Genomic DNA, 19,691 nt, shown 5'->3' on the forward strand with positions numbered 1-19,691 from the left:
GCTGATTTAAGCGGCTGAAGGCTCTTCATTTTTTTGTAAATATTTAATTTTTCAGTTGAGTAACTATGAAGCAATATTTGGATTTACTGCAGGATGTGATGGATAACGGTACCCTCAAGGGTGACCGCACCGGCACGGGTGCGGTTTCTGTGTTTGGGCGCATGCTGCGCTTCGATCTCAATCAGGGTTTCCCTCTGCTGACCACCAAAAAAGTGCACTTTCCATCCATTTTTCACGAGTGGAAGTGGTTTGTCTCCGGCAGTACCAATATCAATGATCTCAAAGCCACCATCTGGGATGAATGGGCCACGGAGGATGGTGAGCTGGGGCCTGTCTATGGTAAGCAGTGGACCGCCTGGCCCACCAAAGATGGCAATACCATCAACCAGATCGATTACGTGGTAAACGCACTGAAGACCAATCCCAACAGCCGTCGCATCCTGTTTCATGGTTGGAATGTGGAATACCTGCCGGATGAAGGTGTCAGCCCTCAGGAGAATGCCAAAAATGGCAAGATGGCGCTGCCTCCCTGTCACCTGCTTTATCAGTTTTACGTGGCCGATAACAAGCTGTCCCTGATGCTGACGATCCGTTCCAATGATCTGTTTCTCGGCAATCCTTTCAATATTGCCCAAGCGGCACTCTGGGTGCATGTGCTGGCGCAGCAGTGCGACCTGGAGCTGGGCGAGCTGGTGGTGTCCATCGGCGATGCGCACATCTATTCCAATCACTTTGATCAGGTCAAAACCCAATTGCAGCGCGAGCCCAAGGCCCTGCCCAAGCTGAACATCAAGCGCAAGCCGGATTCCATCTACGATTACGAGTTTGAAGATTTTGAACTGGTTGGTTACGACCCGCACCCGGGAATCAAGGCGCCGGTTGCGGTCTGATCCATGTGACAGGTCGGGCTCCCTGTTGTGCAAATTGCTCGTGGGTGGATTACATTAAAGTCATGATCCACTCCATTATCGATGCGCAATTAGGGGCAGTCTTTGAGTCGTGCAGTCAATCAGTCCGCCACTGTCGGCTCGGGTCGTTTTCCCAGACTGGGCTTGGGGGTGGCAATCTGTTCCGCCTTATTGTCAGCCTACTCCAGCCGTAAAGCCTACGCTGGCAGTTGTGCCGGTGCTGCCGGTACCTACAGCTGCAGTGGTGCCGCCGGCGCCGATGTCACCCAGAGTTTTAATCCGGGTATTCCCCTGACGGTTACCACCGATCCGGGCTTTGGCATCAACGTGGGCGGTGGCAATGCCTTTGAATTGACCGGTACCGGTGGTGTCACCTTTATCGATAACAATAATTCCACCATTGTCGGTGCTGATGAAGGTATTGAGATAGACAACCTCGTCAGTGGCGACGTCAATATTACGATTACCGGTTCTGTGACAGCTACGGGGCCTCTGGGCGATGGTCTTGAGGTCTTCAGCGAAGGTGAGGATTTTAATCTTAATGTCTCATCGGTAAATGGTAATGAAGACGGCATCAATATAGAAAATCAGGGCGTTGGCGATTTTAATTTGACCGCGGGCGCCGTCACTGGCCTGAATGGTAATGGCATTGAGATTCTTGATTCAGGAGGGGGAGGTTCAGCCTCCATTACCATTACCGGTCCCGTTACCGGGGGTGGTTACTATGGTTTGTGGTTTCGCGGCATCCCAACGGATTTACGCATCTATGTCGATGAGGCCACGGGCCAATCTGAAGGGATCAGTGCGGCGGGTTCAGGTTCCGGGAGTGTCTCGATTACCGCAACCGGTCATGTCAGAGGTATTACCAATCAAGGCGTCATCGCAGCCAATCTTGGTACGGACTTGAGCGTAAACGTTAACTCGGTAGCGGGAGGTCTGGACGGTATTTTTGCCTACAATTTGGGCAGTGGCAGCTTATCCATTACTGCCAGTGGTGATGTTTCCGGGGCTTCCAGATATGGTATCTATGCCCGGCAGGGTCCGAATGGCACCACACTGGATATCACTGCGGACAATGTCTCCGGTAGCGTTCATGGCATTGGCGTGGTCCACTCTGGCAGTGGACCCACCAGCATAACCATTACGGGAGCTGTCAGTGGTGCGACCGGGATTTACGTTGCCCCTCGTCCCAATCAATCCGCCGTGACGCTGAATGTTGAAGACAGAGTCACTGGCACCGGTGGTTTTGCCATAGATTTGCGCGGCGATGGCCATGATACGGTCAATCTCGGGCCCGGCGCGCGTCTGATGGGGGCCGTCGACTTTGGCAATGGCAACGATGGCAAGGGCGGTACCAATCCCGATGATGTGGATACCCTCAATATCTTGCCGGGCTTTAACGGCGTCGTCCGCTTTGCCGACAGTTCGGGTACGGATTCCGACCTGCAGAGTGCACCGGAGTGGGTCAGTGACAATGTGATTTTACTGGATGGCGGTTTGCTGGCGACGGTGTTTGATCCGTCGGTATTTGCGACTGCGGATGTGTTTCTCGACAGTTTCACTGACCAAATCAATCAGACTGTGGCCGATCAGGGGACCTTGTCGTCGTGTCACGGGGCGGGTGATGCTTCTTTCCGTGGTGGCTATTGGCTGACGGGTTTTTCCGGCCAGCAGGATCTCAATCGACAGCAACATCTGGTGGGGCTTAAACAACATTTTAATGGCTGGATGCTGGGCGCTGAAATCTGTGCCGATGAGTTTATCTGGGGTGGCTTTGCCGGTGCCGGGCGGGGCTATGCAACGCTGGATGTGGATGCCGGTGGTGCCGATCTGGAGGCCGGGTTTGCTGGCGTTTATCTCAAGAGAAAATTGTCGGGATATCACCTCAAGGTCTGTGCTCTGGCCGGTCGCGTTGACCAACAACTGCAGAGAAACTTTGCCGGGCTGGCAACCACTGTTGTGGAGGGCCGTGGCGATGGCTGGCTGGTGTCACCATCGGTTGAAGTGTCTGCCCCTGTGTCTGGGTTGCCGGTCAGTGCCTACGGCAGTATTGCGCTCAGTTATTCGGGCCTGTTTCTGGATGAATATCAGGAAACAGGCAGTGACTACCCGTTGTGGGTGTCGGCGCGCGATCTACACCAGTTGAGCGCTAGGGCGCAGTTGCAATTGCCATCCAGATTTGAATACGATGGCAGTGGGGCCATGGAGGTAGATTGGCGGCTGGGGCTGGATGTTCACCGAGACCTTGATTCGGATAAGGTTCGGGTGAGCAGTGGTGGTGGCGCAACTGAGTTTGATCCGCGTCCCGATGACCGCGCCGAAGTCTATGCAGGCGTGACGATGAGGCACCGGCGAAGTCGTGATAGTCTGGCGATTGAGTTGTCCGCTGAATGGCAATCCAGCCCGGGGAATAGCGATGCGTTCTTCGGTGAAATCCGTTTTCAGAAACCCTTTTGATCCGGTTGTTGCTCTATGACTGCTGCTCCGCCCAATTCGCTGTCAGATGGCCCGTTATCGGAGACGGTGGAGTACTCGGTCTCTGCCAATCTGCTCAATCGCTTGCACAGCCTGAATATCTCGATTGCGTTTACGTCTTACCAATCCGGTTTACTCTATTTTATTGGACGCAATGGTCAGGGTGGCATCAATGTTCATCAAGTGGCCATACCCAAGCCGATGGGGCTGTTTCGCGATCACGCCGGTGGACTGACTATGGCCGCCGGTTTTCAGATAATACGGTTTGAAAATGTCTTACAGGCCGGGCAGAAGATTAACCATTTGTTTGATGCCTGTTTTGTGCCGCGCCTGGTGCATGTCACCGGACAACTGGATGCCCACGATGTGGGTGTCGACGAATGTGGCAGGCCTGTCTTTGTTAATACGCGCTTCAATTGTCTGGCGACCGTTTGTCATCGCCACAGTTTTGAACCGCTCTGGCGCCCGCCGTTTGTATCCGCATTGGTGGATGAAGATCGCTGTCATCTCAATGGTCTTGCCATGGCGAATGGTCAGCCGCGCTACGTTACCGCTGTGAGTCGCTCCGATACCATTGATGGCTGGCGTGACAGGCGCGCCAACGGCGGGGTGGTGATGGATGTGGTCAGCAATCAGATTGTCTGTGAAGGCTTGTCCATGCCGCACTCGCCGCGGCTTCATAATGGCAAGCTTTGGCTGTTAAATTCCGGCGCTGGGGAACTGGGGTTTGTGGATGTTTCTGCCGGGGACGGTCACTATCAGCCGGTGGCTTTTTGTCCCGGGTTTGTCCGCGGGCTGGCCTTTTGTGGTGACTATGCATTGGTTGGTTTGTCACGACCCCGCTACCAGCGTTTTAGTGGGTTGGACCTCGACGCCAGACTGGAGCAGGCGGATTCTGATCCCTGGTGCGGCATTCAGATCATTGATTTGAATACGGGTGCCTGTGTCGACTGGTTTCGAATTGATGGGGCTGTCGGTGAGCTCTACGATGTGGAAATTATTCCGGATATTTCGGCGCCCATGGCGGTGGCTCCGGGTTCCAATGAAGTTGCCAATTTGATTACCTTTGCAGAGCCATGAATAAACTATGACATCCAGAATTCTCAGATTTTATCAAGGTGGATTACTCTGTATCGCTCTTCTCATTGTTGGGGCTAAAGGGCATGCCCAGCCCGATGCGGTAGAGCCACCTCTGACCATTGCACTCTATCAAGATTTGCAACCATATATGGGGGCGGACATTAATGGGGAGCCTTCAGGCATGATGGTGGACCTGTGGCGTCTGTGGTCTGAAAAAGTGGGCAGGCCTGTGCGCTTTAAATTGTATCCGGGGCACGATTCAATGGATGCGTTAAAGCGTGGCGAGGTGGATATCCACGCGGGTCTGTCACGCAGTCAGGAGAGGCAGTCCTGGATGTTGTTCTCATCGGCCATCTATCAGAATACCACCAGGCTGATTACGCTGGCACCGGGAGCCGAAGATTTTGATTCAGGCCTGATTGGCAGTGGTTATCGGGTGGGTATTCTTCGTGATCACGCTCATGAAAAGCATTTCAAAGCGGAATTCCCCACGGCAGAAATAAACCACTTTAATGGCCGCAACGACATGCTCAAGGCTCTGTTGGGGGGTGACATTGACGGGGTGTTAACCGATGCCACGCCGCTTAATTATCGCGCAACAGTTTTTGGTCTCAAGGGGCGGATCAGTTCCGTCACAGACGTGGGCTATGTGGAAAATGTTCACGCAGGTGTTCTCAAAGGGCGATCGGATTTGATCGACCTAGTGGATCGCGGGTGGCGTGAGATTACTGCTGCCGAGTATCGTTCGGTTGAGACGCGATGGCTCGATCAAGACGTCAGGCTCAATTTTAAAAGTTATCGCAAAAAACTTGAGTTAACTCAGCTGGAAAAAGATTGGCTGGCCAGCAAAGGTCGAATAAAAGTTGTTATCAATCGTGATTGGCAGCCCTATTCTTTTGTTCGAGAAAATGGTTCTCAGGTTGGTATATCCGTTTCGATTTTTAATCTGCTGAATCAAAAGTTGGGTGGCAAGTTGATTCTTGAATCCCGGCCCTGGGATGAAGCCATGGCGGCCGTCAAGAGTAAAGATTTTGACGCGGTTATGAACATTGCGCCACTGGTCGATCGGGAACCGTTTTTCAAATTTTCATCGCCCTATCTTGAGACCCGTCACGCGATTTTTTCCCGTCGCGGTGCGGTTGCTGATAAACCGGATTTGTCCGGTTCTACGGTTGCTCTGGAAGCAGGCTTTGGCAACGTCAAACTGCTGCAGCAGGCCTATCCGGATATCACCGTGATCGAAGTTGATAACACTCTTGCGGCGCTTCGGGCTGTTGCGGATAAGCGGGCGGATTATTATGTGGGTAATAAAGTTGTGGGCATGTTTTTGGCCCGTAAAAATAATTTATCTGACAGCGTTGTCCCCGTCGAAGACCTGAGTCGGCCGCCGACCCTGTTGAACGTGGGTGTCAGAAAAGACTGGCCGATTCTTCGGGATATTTTTGATAAGGCTATTCAAACCATCTCGCCGGCCGAAAAAAGACAAATCATTGAATCCTGGGTTGGCAGCAGTGGCATAGACAGTATCGAACTGACAGATGAAGAGCGCGCCTGGTTGAGTACCAACAAAAAAGTTCGTTTGTTTATAGGGGACTGGGCTCCTTTTCATTATTTGGAAGATGGACAGCCCAAAGGTTTGGCCTACGACTATGCGCACAAGTTGTTAACCAATCTGGGCGTTGATATTGAGTTGGTTCATCTGAGTGCTGCTGAAGCGTCAAAACACATTAGAAATCTTGAGAAGATCGATCTGATGGCAGCCATAGAGCCGACACCGGAACGGCAAGGCGTGGTCAATTTCTCGACGCCGTATTTGTCTTTTCCCATCGTGATCTACACCCGCAAAAATGCCCCGGTGATTTCGTCTTTGGAGGACCTAAAAGGCAAAACCGTTGCGGTAGAGAGAAATTTTATTCCTCATCTGCGCCTTCGTGAGCAGAATCCCGAGATCAATTTGAAGCTTCATGCGTTCACCCATGAGGCCATGACCGCAGTCTCGGTGGGGGAGGCCGATGCCTACATAGGGAATCTTGCAGCCGGCAGCTATGTTATCCAGCATAAGGGACTGACCAATCTCAAGGTGGCGTCCCCCAGTGGCTATGGTCCTAATAAGTTGGCATTTGCTGCACGCAAGGATTGGCCGGAGTTGAGCTCGCTGCTGACCAAATCCTTGTCGCTGATGAGTCAAGACGAACACGCAGAGATGAGACGAAAAGCCCTCAATGTTCGCTATGAGCATGGCATCAAATGGTCCACTGTGATTTTCTGGGGCAGTATTTGCCTGAGTGCTGCCCTGTTGATTATTACCATTATTTTTATCTGGAACCGTCGCCTTGGCAGAGAAATTCAGGAGCGCAAAAAGGCCAAGCGGGAAATGCAGCAGGCGATGGAACGATCGGAAGCCAAGAGCCGGGAGCTCGAAGAGCTCAATCGCGACTTTATTGCGGTGCTGGATTACTCCAGCGACTTTTTATACATCAAGGATGAGCAACAGCGTTTCAGGGCGGTGAATAAAAATTTTGCGGCATTGATTGGCTTCTCCAATTGGCGCGATGTAATTGGGAAAAACGATTTTGATGTATTTCCCCGTGCCGACGCTGAAAAATATTACTCCGATGAGCGCCAGGTTATCGAATTTGGCACTCCGTTGGTTGATCACCTTGAGCGCTATGTAAAACCCGATGGTTCGACCGGTTGGGTTAAATCCAACAAGCGTCCTATTCGAGATGGAGAAGACAGAATTGTGGGATTGTTTGGCTTTTCTGCGGAAGTCACGGAGTTGATTGAATCGAAAAAAATGGCCGAGGAGGCAACTCGCGCCAAGTCAGATTTTCTGGCGAATATGTCCCATGAAATACGCACGCCCATGAACGCCATTATTGGTATGAGTAATCTGGCGCTGGCGACCGATTTAAATTCCAAGCAACAGGGTTATATCGAAAAGGTCAATCGCTCGGCGGAGTCATTGCTCGGGATTCTCAACGACATACTCGATTTCTCGAAAATTGAAGCCGATAAGTTGGATATCGAGACAACCGATTTCCACTTGCAGGATGTTCTGGATGATTTGAATAACCTGCTGAACATCAAAGCCGAAGCCAAAGGTGTGGCATTGCTATTTGCAGTCGACGATCAGGTGCCGATGAATTTAATTGGTGATCCATTACGTCTCGGTCAGGTGTTGATTAATCTGGGCAATAACGCCATCAAGTTTACCGATCAGGGCGAGGTGGTTATCTCGGTAGTTCTTGACGACAGCGATGGCCAGATGGCCCGGCTGCATTTCTCTGTCCGCGATACCGGGATTGGCATGACGGAGGCTGAGCAGGCCCGCTTGTTTCAGTCGTTTTCCCAGGCGGATACTTCCACCACTCGCAAATACGGCGGCACCGGTTTGGGTTTGACCATTTCCAAGCGATTGGCAGAGATGATGGATGGCGATATTTGGGTTGAAAGCCAGATAGAGATTGGCAGTACCTTTCATTTCTGTGTGCCGCTGGGTCTGCAGGTTCACCCTGGCGTTGCACGGAGCAAATCCGAGCCTCCGGCTGAAGATATTTATCGTTCCCGCAAGTTGCAGGGGTGTCGGGTGCTGTTGGTGGAAGATAATGAAATCAATCAGGACCTGGCCATGGAGCTGTTGGCCGGTGGGGGCATTGTCGCGACCTTGGCAGAAAACGGTCAGCAGGCATTGGAGATACTCGCTGGGGATGAAGTTTTTGACGGTGTCTTGATGGATGTCCAGATGCCGGTCATGGATGGTTACAGCGCGACTCGTGAGATTCGAAAACATGAACGCTTTAAGGATTTGCCGGTGATTGCTATGACCGCCAATGTCATGGTGGGGGACCGCGAAAAAGCCAGGGCGGCAGGGATGAACGATCATATTGGCAAGCCGATCAACGTTCATGAAATGTTTGCCACTCTGGCCCGTTGGGTGGTGCCTTCGGATGATCCTGCACCCATGTCGGCTGCAGATTCATTGAGCGGTCAAGATGAAGTTGCCATCCCCGAGTTGCCGGGAATCGATACTCAGGCGGGATTGGCCATTGCAATGGACAATAAGCCTTTGTATCTCAAATTGTTGACCAAGTTTCGTGACCGGCAACAGGGTTTTGTTGATGACTTTCAGGAGGCCATGAATGGTAACGACTGGGAGGCGGCGACACGCATGGCTCACACCCTCAAGGGCGTGGCGGCGAATATCGGCGCCGAATCATTGAGTCGGGCCTCCGCCGAACTGGAGAGCGTGTGTCGTAATCATGGATCTGATGCTGAGATGGGCCACTGTCTGGAGTCAGTAGGTGAGCGTCTGAACACCCTGTGTACCGGATTGCAGATTTTGTCTGCTGGAGCTGAGCCGGTGCCTTCAGGGTTTGATCCGTCTCGGGCACAAGCTCTGGCCACTGAACTTGCCGTGCTATTGGCGGATAATGATGCGGCCGCCGAGCACAAGGTTGCCGAATTGCAGGGGTTGTTGGCTGGTAGCGATCAGGCCGATCTGATGGCGGAAGTGGCGGCTGCCATTTCCCTGTTTGATTTCGAGGCGGCGCAAGAGTTGCTGAAACATATTCGGTTATAATACTGCCACGGGCAGTCCTGCCCTGTTGTGTACCCCTCAAATTAAGGAATTATCGGTGGACCAGAGTGTTATCCCCCTCGCCCTGATTGTGGCTCAGTCATCCAATCGCGTCATTGGTATTGAAAATCAATTGCCCTGGCATCTGCCGGAAGATCTCAAGTATTTTAAGTCGGTGACTCTGGGCAAACCTGTGATCATGGGGCGCAAAACCTACGATTCAATTGGCCGGCCACTGCCGGGGCGCAAGAATATTGTCATCACTCGTCAACCTGATTGGCAGGCAGACGGTGTGGTGGCAGTGAATGATTTGGCCTCGGCTGTGACCATGGCCCGGGAAGAGGCGGGTCGTCAGGGTGTTGCAGAAGTCATGGTGATCGGCGGCGCCCAGATTTACGCCGAAGCCCTGCCAATGGCTCAGCGCATTTATGTAACCCGGGTTGATGTGGAGCTGGAAGGCGATGCGTTTTTTCCCCCATTGTCAGAGGCTGACTGGCTTGAATCCTCCTGTTCGGAGACATTGATGGGCGATATTGAAGGGCAGCAGGTGGGCTATGTTTTCGCCGTTTTGGATAGGTGTTGATCGCTTGGTTGCTGTCATGAGCGAAATCCAAGCTATCGTCTATGCTGGAGAATGGTGATAAACAGCCATTTTAGAGGTGGAAACAGGCCATGCTTTTGGTGAACGATTGAAGCCCATGGAATTTTTCGCTCTAATCGACGACCCAGTTTGTGTCTAGTAGTGAAAGTTGGCCAGCTTTGTTTTCGTCTTTGGACCAGTGAATATCAAGGCAGAGCTACAAGCGTGTTCCACCCTGAGGTAACATGTGACTAATTCGGTAGTAATTGGTCATTCGCCAGTTGCACCGTTAATAGACTGTATGACCACACAGCCAAGGGCATTGCTCTTGGCTGTGTGGGTTTAATCGGACCCATTTAGAGGGAAATATGAAGAACAAACAATTCAAAGCTGTGGCTTTGTCTGCCGCCTTGTCTGCAAGTGTGTTTGCAGGCGGGGTTCAGGCACAGGCTTCGGTTGATTCCATTCTCAAGGTTGGTGAAGCCAAAACCGCACAGGCGGTTGCCTCTCAGCAGCGCATTGACAAAATTGCCGACGATACCAGCAAGTTGCTGGCCGATTTCAAGGTGGTGAACAAGCAGATTGACGGTCTTCGCGTCTATAACGCTCAACTGGAAAAGCAGATTGCCAATCAGTTGGTTGTTATTGAGCAGCTGGAAGAGTCCATCGAAAACGTGACCGTGATCGAGCGTCAGGTGCAGCCGCTGATTCTGAAAATGCTGGAAGGTCTGGAACAGTTTGTTGAGTTGGATGTTCCCATGTACCTGGAAGAGCGCCGCGAGCGCGTAGCGCAGTTGCGCAATAATCAGGAGCGCACCGATATCCCCGTGGCGGAAAAATTCCGTCAGGTGCTGGAGGCCTACCAGATCGAATCCGAGTACGGCCGCAAAGTCGATTCTTACGAGGACACTCTGGAAATCGGTGGTCAGGAGCGTGAAGTCAATGTGCTGGTGGTGGGCCGTATTGCCCTGATGTATCAGACCAAGGATACCGAGATCTCTGGTGCCTGGGATCAGAGCCAGCGCAAGTGGGTAGAGCTGGATTCCGGTGAATACCGCAGCGCCATCCGCAAGGGCATTCGCATCGCCGAGAAGCAGGCGTCTATCGATATCATGAATCTGCCGATTCTGGCTCCGGAGGCCGCACAATGAAGATGACATTTGTTAAGCGCGCCGCAGTCATTGCCGCCGCGGGTTTGTTGAGCGTCAATGTCGCTGTCGCCGAAGAAAAAGCCCAGTCTCTGGATCAGCTGCTGCAGATGGTTAAGAGCAGCAAGATTGCCGAGTCCAAGGATCACAAGCAGCGCGAAGCGGAGTTCCGTCGCCAGAAGGCCAATCAGCAGTCCATGCTGAAGCAGGCCGAAAAAACCAAGGCTGAAGAAGAAGCCCGCTCTGCCCGTCTGGAGAAAAAGTATGAGCAGCAGGAGCTGGATGTCAACGCCAAGCGTCAGCAGCTGCAAGAGCGTCTGGGCTCTCTGACAGAGTTGTTTGGTCACCTGACCTCTACCGCCGGCGATCTGCGCACCAATCTGAGTACTTCGATTGTGTCCGCCCAGTTGCCCGGTCGCGCCGAATTTCTGGATGAGCTGATCGAAAAGATGAACAGCGCTACCCAGCTGCCCACCATCGAAGAGATTGAACGCCTGTGGTACGAAATTCAGCGTGAAACCATCGAAGGCAGCAAGGTTGTCAAGTTTACCGGTACTGTGATCAAGCCCAATGGCGAACAGGCCGAGCAGGAAGTGGTTCGTATCGGCAACTTCAATCTGGTCTCCGACGGCAAGTATCTGGAGTTTGTCGAGAAGGGCGAGAAAATGTCCGAGCTGACCCGCCAGCCTGAAGGTGCTTACCTTAGCGCCGCTGCCGATCTGGCTGCTGCCACCTCGGGCTTCACTCGCGTGGGTATTGACCCAACGGGACCAAGCGGCGGTTCTTATCTGTCCGCACTGATCAACAGCCCTTCACTGGAAGAACGTTGGCATCAGGGTGGTCTGGTTGGCTACATTATTTCTGCCGTGGGTGTGTTTGCCGTGTTGCTGGCTATCTATCGCGCGGTGGTTCTGGCTGGTGTCAGCAGCAAGGTCAGTGCCCAGCTGAAATCTGCCACGCCAAATACCAACAACCCGCTGGGTCGCGTATTGAAAGTGGCGGAAGACAACAAGGGTCTTGATGGCGAAACTCTGGAACTGAAACTGGAAGAGGCGGTGTTGAAAGAGCGCCCTGCCATTGAATCCGGTCTGAACCTGTTGAAGATCATTTCCATGGTGGCCCCGCTGCTGGGTCTGCTGGGTACCGTAACCGGTATGATCATTACCTTCCAGGCTATCACCATCTTTGGTGCGGGTGATCCCAAGGCCATGGCCGGTGGTATTTCCGGTGCTCTGGTGACCACGGTTCTGGGTCTGGTGGTGGCCATTCCAACCGTTCTGCTGCACACCCTGGTTAACGGTCGTGCCAAGCGCGTACTGCACGTTCTGGAAGAGCAGAGCGCCGGTATCATCGCTGAAAACGCAGAGAAGAAGTAGGAGACGCGCATGTTGGCATTAATGGACGCACTGGCCGCCATTAAAGCCTTTATGGCTCAGGGTGGTAATGTGCTGTGGCTGATTGCCGCCCTGACCTTTGTCATGTGGACGTTGATTTTCGAGCGTATCTGGTACTTCAAATCGGCCCTTAAAGTCGATGTGCAGGATGCCCTGGACCAATGGGAGGCGCGTGATGAGCGTAAATCCTGGGGGGCTCATCAGGTGCGCTACGCCTTGATTTCCCGTGTTTCTGAGAAAGTGACTGCCAATCTGGACATGATTGCGACACTGGTGGCGCTGGCGCCACTGCTGGGCTTGCTCGGCACAGTTACCGGTATGATCGAAGTGTTTAACATTCTCGCTGTCACTGGCGGTGGCGATGCCAAATCCATGGCGGGAGGTGTCTCCAAAGCCACCATCCCGACTATGGCGGGTATGGTGGCCGCGCTCTCCGGGGTGTTTGGTAACACCTATGTGAGCGGGATTGCCGAGCGAGAAAATCAACTGCTGGAAGACCACCTGACAATGGACCATTGAGGCTCTCATTAAAGAGCCTCTGGTTGCCTGAAGGTCTTACCCTTTTTCAATAAACAAGCAGACACTATTTATGGCTAGAAGAAGCAAAGCCGCAGAAGAAGATCAGAACGCCATTGATCTCACGCCCATGTTGGACGTGGTGTTTATCATGCTGATCTTCTTTATCGTGACGGCGTCTTTTATCAAAGAGCCGGGCATTGAAATCAATCGCCCGGAGGCCACGACTTCCGAGCTGAAGAAAAACGCCAGCATCCTCATTGCGATCACCAACAATAATGAGGTCTGGATTGACAAGCAGCGCATTGACATTCGCGCTGTTAAAAACCGCATCGAGCGCCTGTACGCCGAGAACCCCAAGGGTACCGTTGTGATTCAGGCGGATGATGAGGCCAGCATTGAAGTTATGACCAAGGTGGCTCAGGCCGCCAACGAGGTGGGCGTGATCGATGTGTCCGTCTCTACCGAGAAAAAATAAACGCAAACGGATTACCAAGTAACGCTATGAATCTAGCAAGAATTGTATTGGCCCTGGCGCTGGCCGGCGCAACAACTTTCGGGTTGTTGCTGCTGATGCACCTGCTGATTGCGGCAGATACCAAGCCGCCTGAAGAGGCTGAACAGCGCAAAATTGCCGACATTCACATGCCTGAGCGCGTGATTGAAACCCAGTACGAAACGGCCAAGCCCGATAAGCCGGAAGATCCTGAAGAGCCGCCGCCGGATATGCCGGAGCCGGAGTTTGAGCAGCCGGAGATCAATCCCGATGCGCTGAATATGGCTGCGCCAAGGGTGAAGCCGAACTTGAACGTGAAAGGGGTTGGCGGTTTTGGTTCCGATGGTGAGTATCTGCCGATCGTCAAGGTTCAACCCACCTATCCGCGGCGTGCGTTGCAGCGCGGTATTGAGGGTTACGTCATCGTGGAGTTTACCGTGACCACCAACGGCTCCGTGCGCGACCCTATTGTGGTGGAAGCTCAGCCTGAAAAAGTATTTGATCGCGCGGCCATGAAAGCGGCCCTGAAATTTAAATACAAACCACGGGTGATCGATGGCGAAGCGGTTGAGGTGCCCGGTGTGCGCAACAAAATTACCTTTGCTATTGCTAAGTAGATAAGTGGTGAAGCAGCAATGATGAAAAAATTCACAAAGAGCCTGTTATTGGCCGTACCGGTTGCGCTGACGCCGCTGGCCGCCAATCTGGCCGTCGAGTCGCTGGGCTTTCCTGCGCTGACCTCGGCTACGCTCCAGGCTCAGGAAGAAAAGAAAAAGACCCAGTACAAGACCAAGAAAAGCTATTCCCTGCGTCAGCCAGTGTTCAAGGATTTTGCCAAGGTTCAGGAAAAAACCGAGGCCGAAGACTGGAATGGTGCATTGGTGGTGCTGAAGGAGTTGGAAAGCAAGAAGGCTCCAAAATATACCAGCTTTGAAAAGGCCAACCTGTGGAATTATTTTGGCTGGATCTACTATTCGCTGGAAAACTTTGATCAGGCCATTCGCTACTACCAGAAGGTGCTGGCCGAAGAGCAGCTCAGCGATGCCCTGAAGTTGGGAACCCTTTATACCCTGGCTCAGCTGCAATTTGTGCAGGAAGATTACCGGGCGGCGATTGATCTGTTGAAACAGTGGATGGCGATTCAACCCATCGTCGGTGCCGACGCCTATGTGTTGCTGGCTCAGGGTTATTACCAGCTGGGTGATATGAAACAGGCCATGGTGAATGTGGACATTGCCGTGGAGCGCTTTGAATCAAAGGGCAAGGTGCCAAAAGAAAACTGGTACGCCCTGCAGCGCGCGGTCTATTACGACAAAGGCGACAACAAAAAAGTCATCGAGATTCTGCAGAAGCTGGTTAAGCACTACCCCAAAGCTACCTACTGGAAGCAACTGTCCGGTATGTACGGCATGGTCGGGCGTGACAAAGATCAGTTACACAGTCTGGAAACCGCTTACTTGATGGGTGCGGTGACCAAGGAAAAAGAACTGATGAATCTGGCTTATCTGTTTATGGGTGAAGACGCCCCTTACAAGGCAGCCAAGGTTATCGACAAGGGCATCAAAGCCAAGCAGATTGAAGAGACCTCCAAGAATCTGGAGATTCTGGCCACGGCTTGGCGCATGGCGCAGGAAGTGAAAAAGTCGATTCCGGAAATGGAGAAGGCCGCCAGTAAATCCGATAAGGGTGATTTGTATGCCAGCCTGGCAAATATTTATCAACTTGATGAGAACTACGCTAAGGCAATTGCCGCAGGACAAAAAGCTCTTGAGCGAGGCGGTGTTAAACGATTATCTCAGCTGCACAGCGTCTTAGGCGTGGCCCTGATTAATCAAAAAAAATATAGAAAGGCGATTGAGCAATTTAAGTTGGCCGAAAAGGCCGCTAAGACAAAGCTTGATAAGCAGTATGCTGGTCAAATGCTCGAATATGCAAAAAGCGAAATGAAGCGCGAAGAGTCGTTAAAAATTTAAATGCGGGCAAAACAGATCCCGTAAAGAATATAATTTGAGGTTACTTTTGTGAGCCGTAGAAGAAAACATCGTAGCGAAGAAGACAGCAGCGAGATCGATCTGACCCCCATGTTGGATGTGGTGTTTATCATGCTGATCTTTTTTATCGTGACCGCCTCTTTTATCAAGGAGAAGGCCATTGATATCAACCTGCCGCCGGAGCAGGAAAACCCTCCGCCGCCGTCGGATGACAACAGTGCGATTCTGGTGACCATTACTGCCAACAATGAGATCTGGATGGAGGGTCGCCGGGTGGATGTGCGCGCGGTGCGCGCCAATATCGAGCGTATGCACGCAAAGTCACCGGATGCGCCGGTGGTGGTGAAAGCCGATGCCAAGGCATCTGCCAAGACGTTTGTGGCGGTTGCCGATGCGTCGCGTGAGGCAAAAGTTTATAACGTTTCGCTGGTACCGCCGGAAACCAAATAATCGCTCGCCGAGACTGCAAAGGCCGCCTGATTTATTAGGTGGCCTTTTTTGTTTTCAGACGGTGGGATTTTGGTTGAGCCAGCTTTCCAGAATCAGTCTCGCGGCAATGGCGTCAATCGGATTCTTGCCGTAATTGCCCTTGTGGCCGCGCTCTTGAGCTTCGGCCTTGGCTTCCCGGGTGGTCAGGCGCTCATCCACCATGTCCACCGGCAGGCCAAAGCGGCCGTGCAGGCGATTGCCAAACTTGCGGGCCCGTTGGCTCAGTTCGCTGTCGCTGTCATCCATGTTTAGGGGCAGACCGACCAGCAGTCGGTTTGGTTGCCATTCCTTTAACAGCTTTTCAATATCGTCCCAGTTGGGGATGCCGTCGCGGGCTTTGAGTCCGGGCAGTTCGGTGGCGGTGCCGGTCAGTGTCTGGCCGTAGGCAACGCCGATGTTAAGAGTGCCGAAATCAAAGGCTAACAGGGTTTGACTCATAGAGGCTTTTCGTCAGGCGTGGCCGGGGGCGTTGGGGATCAGGTCGAGGTTGATGCCGAGGTTGGCAGAGGCCGCAGCCCAGCGATGTTCGGCGGGGGTGTCAAACACGATGTCGCTGTCCGCCGCACTGGTGAGCCAGGCGTTATCGGCGATTTCATCTTCCAGTTGGTTGGCGTCCCAGCCGGCGTAACCGAGCATCACCAAAAACTTTTCCGGGCCTTTGCCCGCCGCGATGGCGTGGAGGATGTCCTGTGACGCGGTCAGTGAAATGTCATCAGAGACGGACAGGGTGGAGTTCCATTCGCTGTCGGCCGAGTGCAGGACGAAACCACGCTCTGGGGATACCGGCCCGCCACACATGACTGTAGTTTCGGCGTGGGATGCCAGTTCGCTGTTGTCGATACCCAATTGGCTGTAGATGTCCGCCAGTTGCACATCTTCCAGTGGCTGGTTGATCACAAGGCCCATGGCACCCTCGCTGTCGTGATTGCACATCAGCGTGATGGTGTGGGAGAAAAACGAGTTGTTCAGGCTGGGCATGGCAATCAGAAATTGGTTGCCCAAGCTGTTCAGGTTCTCGGTGGTGGGGGTATTGTCAGTCATAGTAAGAGTATTGGGGTGGTGCTCCGGGAAAACAAGCCGGTCTTAGATTAATTGGTGCTCAAACCACTGATTTCAAAGTTCCAGGTGCGAATGATTTCCAGTTGGTCCGTGTCCTTGCGTATCTCTGGCGGGAACGGCGGGAATGGCGATGCCAGATGCACGATTTGCAGGGCGGCGTTATCCAATACCGAGAACCCCGAGGATTGCAGAATCTCAACGGAGTGAATGGTGCCGTTGGGTTTCAGTGTCGTCGCCAGCCGCAGGCTGCCGAAAATCTTGCGAGCCAGCGCTTCCTGGGGGAAATTGCGGTTGCCGACAAAGACCACTTTATTAATCCACTTGTTCATGTATTCGGCGTCGACCGAGGCCTTGGTTGCCACAGACGTCAGGCGTCTTACCCGCGGGCGTTTGGCGATGGCCTGACGCTGTTTGTCGAGTTTCGCGCGCAGGCTGGCAATTTCAGAGCTGAGGCTGGAGTCGACGGCGTCACGCCCTTCCTTCTGCTCCTTTGGCTCGCTCAGATCCTTGGGGGCCTGTTGTACTTTGAACTGGCTTTTTGAACGCGTTGTCACCTGTGTGGTTTCCACTGGTGGCACGGGCTCGCTCTTTTTGACCATCGGTTGCGGGTTCAACTCGCGCACCGTGGGGTCATTAAACACAGAGGGCTGATCGGTGGTCATTTGTCGGGCTTGATCAGCGGTACCGCTGGCCTGTTGGTTATGCTGAGCAAGAAAATCGGCTTTATCCGGCTCTTGAATGTCCCGGTGGCTGGCCAGAGTGATCTCCAGGGTTGGTGCCGGTTTGCTGAACAGGTCGTCACCGAAGGTTATTCCGAGAATCAATAGGGCGTGTACGGCCAGCGCCAGAAACAGGGTAAACGTCAGGCGATCACCGGTGTCGGTATGGGCGGGTGCAGCGCTGGCGCTGGCGATTGGGGCGGCGGCCATGGTTGTGGTTATGTCTCCAGTCTGTTCAGGCGTCTTGTGGCAGGCGTTTGGCGATGGCGGCCATAAGCTTGTCAGCAATATCGATGTCGTAGGCCCGCTCTATCTCGCGCACGCAGGTGGGGCTGGTGACATTGATTTCCGTCAGATAGTCCCCGATGACATCGAGACCGACAAACAGCAGGCCCTTTTCTTTTAGCGTGGGGGCTACCTGATCAACAATCCATCGATCGTGCTCATTCAGGGGCTGGGCGACACCGGTGCCGCCGGCGGCCAGATTGCCGCGAGTCTCACCGGCAGATGGGATGCGTGCCAGACAGTAGGGCATAGCTTCACCGTCGACGATCAGGATGCGCTTGTCGCCGGCCTTGATTTCGGGAATGTACTTTTGCGCCATGATTTGCTGCTGACCATGCAGTGTCAGCGTTTCCAGAATGACGCCGAGGTTGGAACCATCGGGTTTGCAGTGAAAGATTCCGCTGCCACCCATGCCGTCAAGGGGTTTGAAAATCACATCCTCGTGCTGGGCATGAAACTGACGCAGCAGGGTGTCGTTGCGACTGACCAGTACCGGCGGGCAGCACTGGGGAAACTGGGTGGCGAATATTTTCTCATTGCAGTCCCTGAGGCTGCGGGGGTCGTTGACGACCAGGGTGCCGAGGCGCTGAGCCGCTTCGAGGATGTAGGTGCTGTAGATATATTCGTTGTCAAAGGGCGGGTCTTTGCGCATCAGGATCACGTCCAGATCGGCGAGATTGATGTCAGATTGTTCGCCTAACTCAAACCATTGCTCGGCATCGTTGGCTACTGTCAGGGGTTGCGACAGGGCTCGGGGAGCAACGGCGTCCAGATAGAGATCGCTCTGCAGCATGTAGTGCAGGGACCAGCCTCTCTTTTGAGCCGCCAGCAGCAGCGCCAGAGTGGTGTCCTTTTTGAAGTTGATGTCTGCGATTGGGTCCATGATGACCCCGAGGCGAATGCTCATAATCGGATTCCGTAGAGATAAATAGTCAGGTGGGGATAATAAACTATGCTTTAAGCGTTCGATAACACGATTCTTAGTCTGAACGTCATTAATTGGGGTTAATCTTCAGGCTGGGGGCTTAAAAAATCAATAAAGTTAGCGCTTTATAGATAAAAGCTAAATTGTGTGTTAAAAAATCGTGCTTTGTACCAGATCCTCAATCGAGGACGAATTTTAGGCGACAGCAATAAATATAAAGGTCGGCGAGTTATGGATGTAAATCTTGAAAACCTCAAGGTCATGGTGATTGATGACAGTAAGACCATTCGCAGGACAGCGGAAACCCTGTTGAAAAAAGCCGGGTGTATGGTGGTGACTGCGACTGATGGCTTTGATGCTCTGGCAAAGATTGCTGACACCAAGCCTGACATTATTTTTGTGGATATCATGATGCCGCGTCTGGATGGCTATCAAACCTGTGCATTGATTAAAAATAACAGTGAATTCAAATCCACCCCCGTGATCATGTTGTCCAGCAAAGATGGTTTGTTTGACAAGGCCAAGGGCCGGATTGTGGGATCGGACCAGTATCTGACCAAGCCATTCAGTAAAAGTGAGCTGTTGAGCACCATTGAGGCTCATGCCAAGCCAAAATAACGCGCGGGTAAAATTTCCTTATCGGCAAATGAGCCGGAAACACTAACTAAACATTTGAGGCAACCATGGCGAAGGTACTAATCGTTGATGGTTCCCCCACCGAAACTCATAAGTTGACCAGCATTCTGGAAAAGAATGGTCACACCGTTATCTCGGCTGATAATGGCGAGAAAGGGGTGGCAACTGCCAAGCAGGAGTTACCAGAGTTGGTGTTGATGGATGTTGTGATGCCGGGGCTGAACGGCTTTCAGGCAACCAGGCAGCTGACCAAAGCGGCGGAAACCAGCCATATCCCGGTAATCATTGTTACCACCAAGGATCAGGAGACTGATCGGGTCTGGGGTTTGCGTCAGGGGGCCAAGGCGTATTTGACCAAGCCCATAGAAGAGAAACAGCTGTTGCAGGTTATGGGCGAGGTGATGGCGTAGC

General features: G+C 52.9%; 18 protein-coding genes. 14 read left to right on the forward strand and 4 right to left on the reverse strand.

Annotated features, from left to right (window positions below; genetic code table 11):
• Positions 1-65 precede the first annotated feature (65 nt).
• The 12 genes from ACPXV9_RS09360 (at position 66) to ACPXV9_RS09415 (ending at position 15,617) form a co-directional block, all read left to right on the forward strand.
• Positions 66-890 carry a thymidylate synthase gene (locus tag ACPXV9_RS09360; RefSeq protein ID WP_423896189.1) on the forward strand — a complete coding sequence of 275 codons (825 nt, stop codon included), beginning with the start codon at positions 66-68 and terminating at the stop codon, positions 888-890.
• A gap of 102 nt (positions 891-992) precedes the next feature.
• Complete coding sequence (locus ACPXV9_RS09365) at positions 993-3,365, forward strand: autotransporter domain-containing protein (RefSeq protein ID WP_423896190.1); 2,373 nt, start codon at positions 993-995, stop codon at positions 3,363-3,365.
• Positions 3,366-3,380: 15 nt separating this feature from the next.
• On the forward strand, positions 3,381-4,463 hold the full coding sequence (locus ACPXV9_RS09370) for a TIGR03032 family protein (protein ID WP_423896191.1): 1,083 nt from the start codon (positions 3,381-3,383) through the stop codon (positions 4,461-4,463).
• A gap of 7 nt (positions 4,464-4,470) precedes the next feature.
• On the forward strand, positions 4,471-9,045 hold the full coding sequence (locus tag ACPXV9_RS09375; RefSeq protein WP_423896192.1) for a transporter substrate-binding domain-containing protein: 4,575 nt from the start codon (positions 4,471-4,473) through the stop codon (positions 9,043-9,045).
• A 55-nt stretch (positions 9,046-9,100) separates the two neighbouring features.
• Positions 9,101-9,625, forward strand: a complete 525-nt coding sequence (locus ACPXV9_RS09380; protein WP_423896193.1) for a dihydrofolate reductase — start codon at positions 9,101-9,103, stop codon at positions 9,623-9,625.
• A 365-nt stretch (positions 9,626-9,990) separates the two neighbouring features.
• Positions 9,991-10,773, forward strand: coding sequence for a DUF3450 domain-containing protein (locus ACPXV9_RS09385; RefSeq protein ID WP_423896194.1), 783 nt, complete (start codon positions 9,991-9,993; stop codon positions 10,771-10,773).
• Positions 10,770-12,146: a MotA/TolQ/ExbB proton channel family protein gene (locus ACPXV9_RS09390; protein WP_423896195.1), complete on the forward strand. Its 1,377-nt coding sequence runs from the start codon at positions 10,770-10,772 to the stop codon at positions 12,144-12,146. Before ACPXV9_RS09385 ends, ACPXV9_RS09390 begins: the two co-directional genes overlap by 4 nt.
• Before the next feature lie 9 nt (positions 12,147-12,155).
• Entirely contained in the window at positions 12,156-12,683 is a 528-nt protein-coding gene (locus tag ACPXV9_RS09395) for a MotA/TolQ/ExbB proton channel family protein (protein WP_423896196.1), read from the forward strand.
• Between the two features lie 70 nt (positions 12,684-12,753).
• Complete coding sequence (locus ACPXV9_RS09400; protein ID WP_423896197.1) at positions 12,754-13,158, forward strand: ExbD/TolR family protein; 405 nt, start codon at positions 12,754-12,756, stop codon at positions 13,156-13,158.
• Between the two features lie 26 nt (positions 13,159-13,184).
• On the forward strand, positions 13,185-13,793 hold the full coding sequence (locus ACPXV9_RS09405) for an energy transducer TonB (RefSeq protein WP_423896198.1): 609 nt from the start codon (positions 13,185-13,187) through the stop codon (positions 13,791-13,793).
• 21 nt (positions 13,794-13,814) lie between these two features.
• Positions 13,815-15,149, forward strand: coding sequence for a tetratricopeptide repeat protein (locus tag ACPXV9_RS09410; RefSeq protein WP_423896199.1), 1,335 nt, complete (start codon positions 13,815-13,817; stop codon positions 15,147-15,149).
• A 48-nt stretch (positions 15,150-15,197) separates the two neighbouring features.
• On the forward strand, positions 15,198-15,617 hold the full coding sequence (locus ACPXV9_RS09415; RefSeq protein ID WP_423896200.1) for an ExbD/TolR family protein: 420 nt from the start codon (positions 15,198-15,200) through the stop codon (positions 15,615-15,617).
• Between the two features lie 54 nt (positions 15,618-15,671).
• On the opposite strand, the gene ruvX is transcribed toward ACPXV9_RS09415, so the two are convergent.
• Genes ruvX through gshB form a run of 4 tightly spaced genes read right to left on the reverse strand, consistent with a single transcriptional unit; the run spans position 15,672 to position 18,626 of the window.
• Positions 15,672-16,094 carry a Holliday junction resolvase RuvX gene (ruvX, locus tag ACPXV9_RS09420; RefSeq protein ID WP_423896201.1) on the reverse strand — a complete coding sequence of 141 codons (423 nt, stop codon included), beginning with the start codon at positions 16,092-16,094 and terminating at the stop codon, positions 15,672-15,674.
• A gap of 12 nt (positions 16,095-16,106) precedes the next feature.
• Entirely contained in the window at positions 16,107-16,697 is a 591-nt protein-coding gene (locus tag ACPXV9_RS09425; RefSeq protein ID WP_423896202.1) for a YqgE/AlgH family protein, read from the reverse strand.
• Between the two features lie 47 nt (positions 16,698-16,744).
• Complete coding sequence (locus ACPXV9_RS09430; RefSeq protein ID WP_423896203.1) at positions 16,745-17,644, reverse strand: energy transducer TonB; 900 nt, start codon at positions 17,642-17,644, stop codon at positions 16,745-16,747.
• Positions 17,645-17,669: 25 nt separating this feature from the next.
• Positions 17,670-18,626 carry a glutathione synthase gene (gshB, locus tag ACPXV9_RS09435; protein ID WP_423896205.1) on the reverse strand — a complete coding sequence of 319 codons (957 nt, stop codon included), beginning with the start codon at positions 18,624-18,626 and terminating at the stop codon, positions 17,670-17,672.
• Positions 18,627-18,875: 249 nt separating this feature from the next.
• On the opposite strand from gshB, the gene pilG reads away from it, so the two are divergent.
• Both pilG and pilH read left to right on the forward strand, forming a co-directional pair.
• The gene (pilG, locus tag ACPXV9_RS09440) at positions 18,876-19,262 is read left to right on the forward strand and encodes a twitching motility response regulator PilG (protein ID WP_423896207.1); all 387 of its coding nucleotides are present in this window, start codon (positions 18,876-18,878) and stop codon (positions 19,260-19,262) included.
• A 65-nt stretch (positions 19,263-19,327) separates the two neighbouring features.
• Positions 19,328-19,690 carry a twitching motility response regulator PilH gene (pilH, locus tag ACPXV9_RS09445; protein ID WP_423896209.1) on the forward strand — a complete coding sequence of 121 codons (363 nt, stop codon included), beginning with the start codon at positions 19,328-19,330 and terminating at the stop codon, positions 19,688-19,690.
• Position 19,691 lies beyond the last annotated feature (1 nt).

The organism is Candidatus Pelagadaptatus aseana (assembly GCF_040362265.1).
Taxonomy (GTDB): domain Bacteria; phylum Pseudomonadota; class Gammaproteobacteria; order Pseudomonadales; family Cellvibrionaceae; genus Pelagadaptatus; species Pelagadaptatus aseana.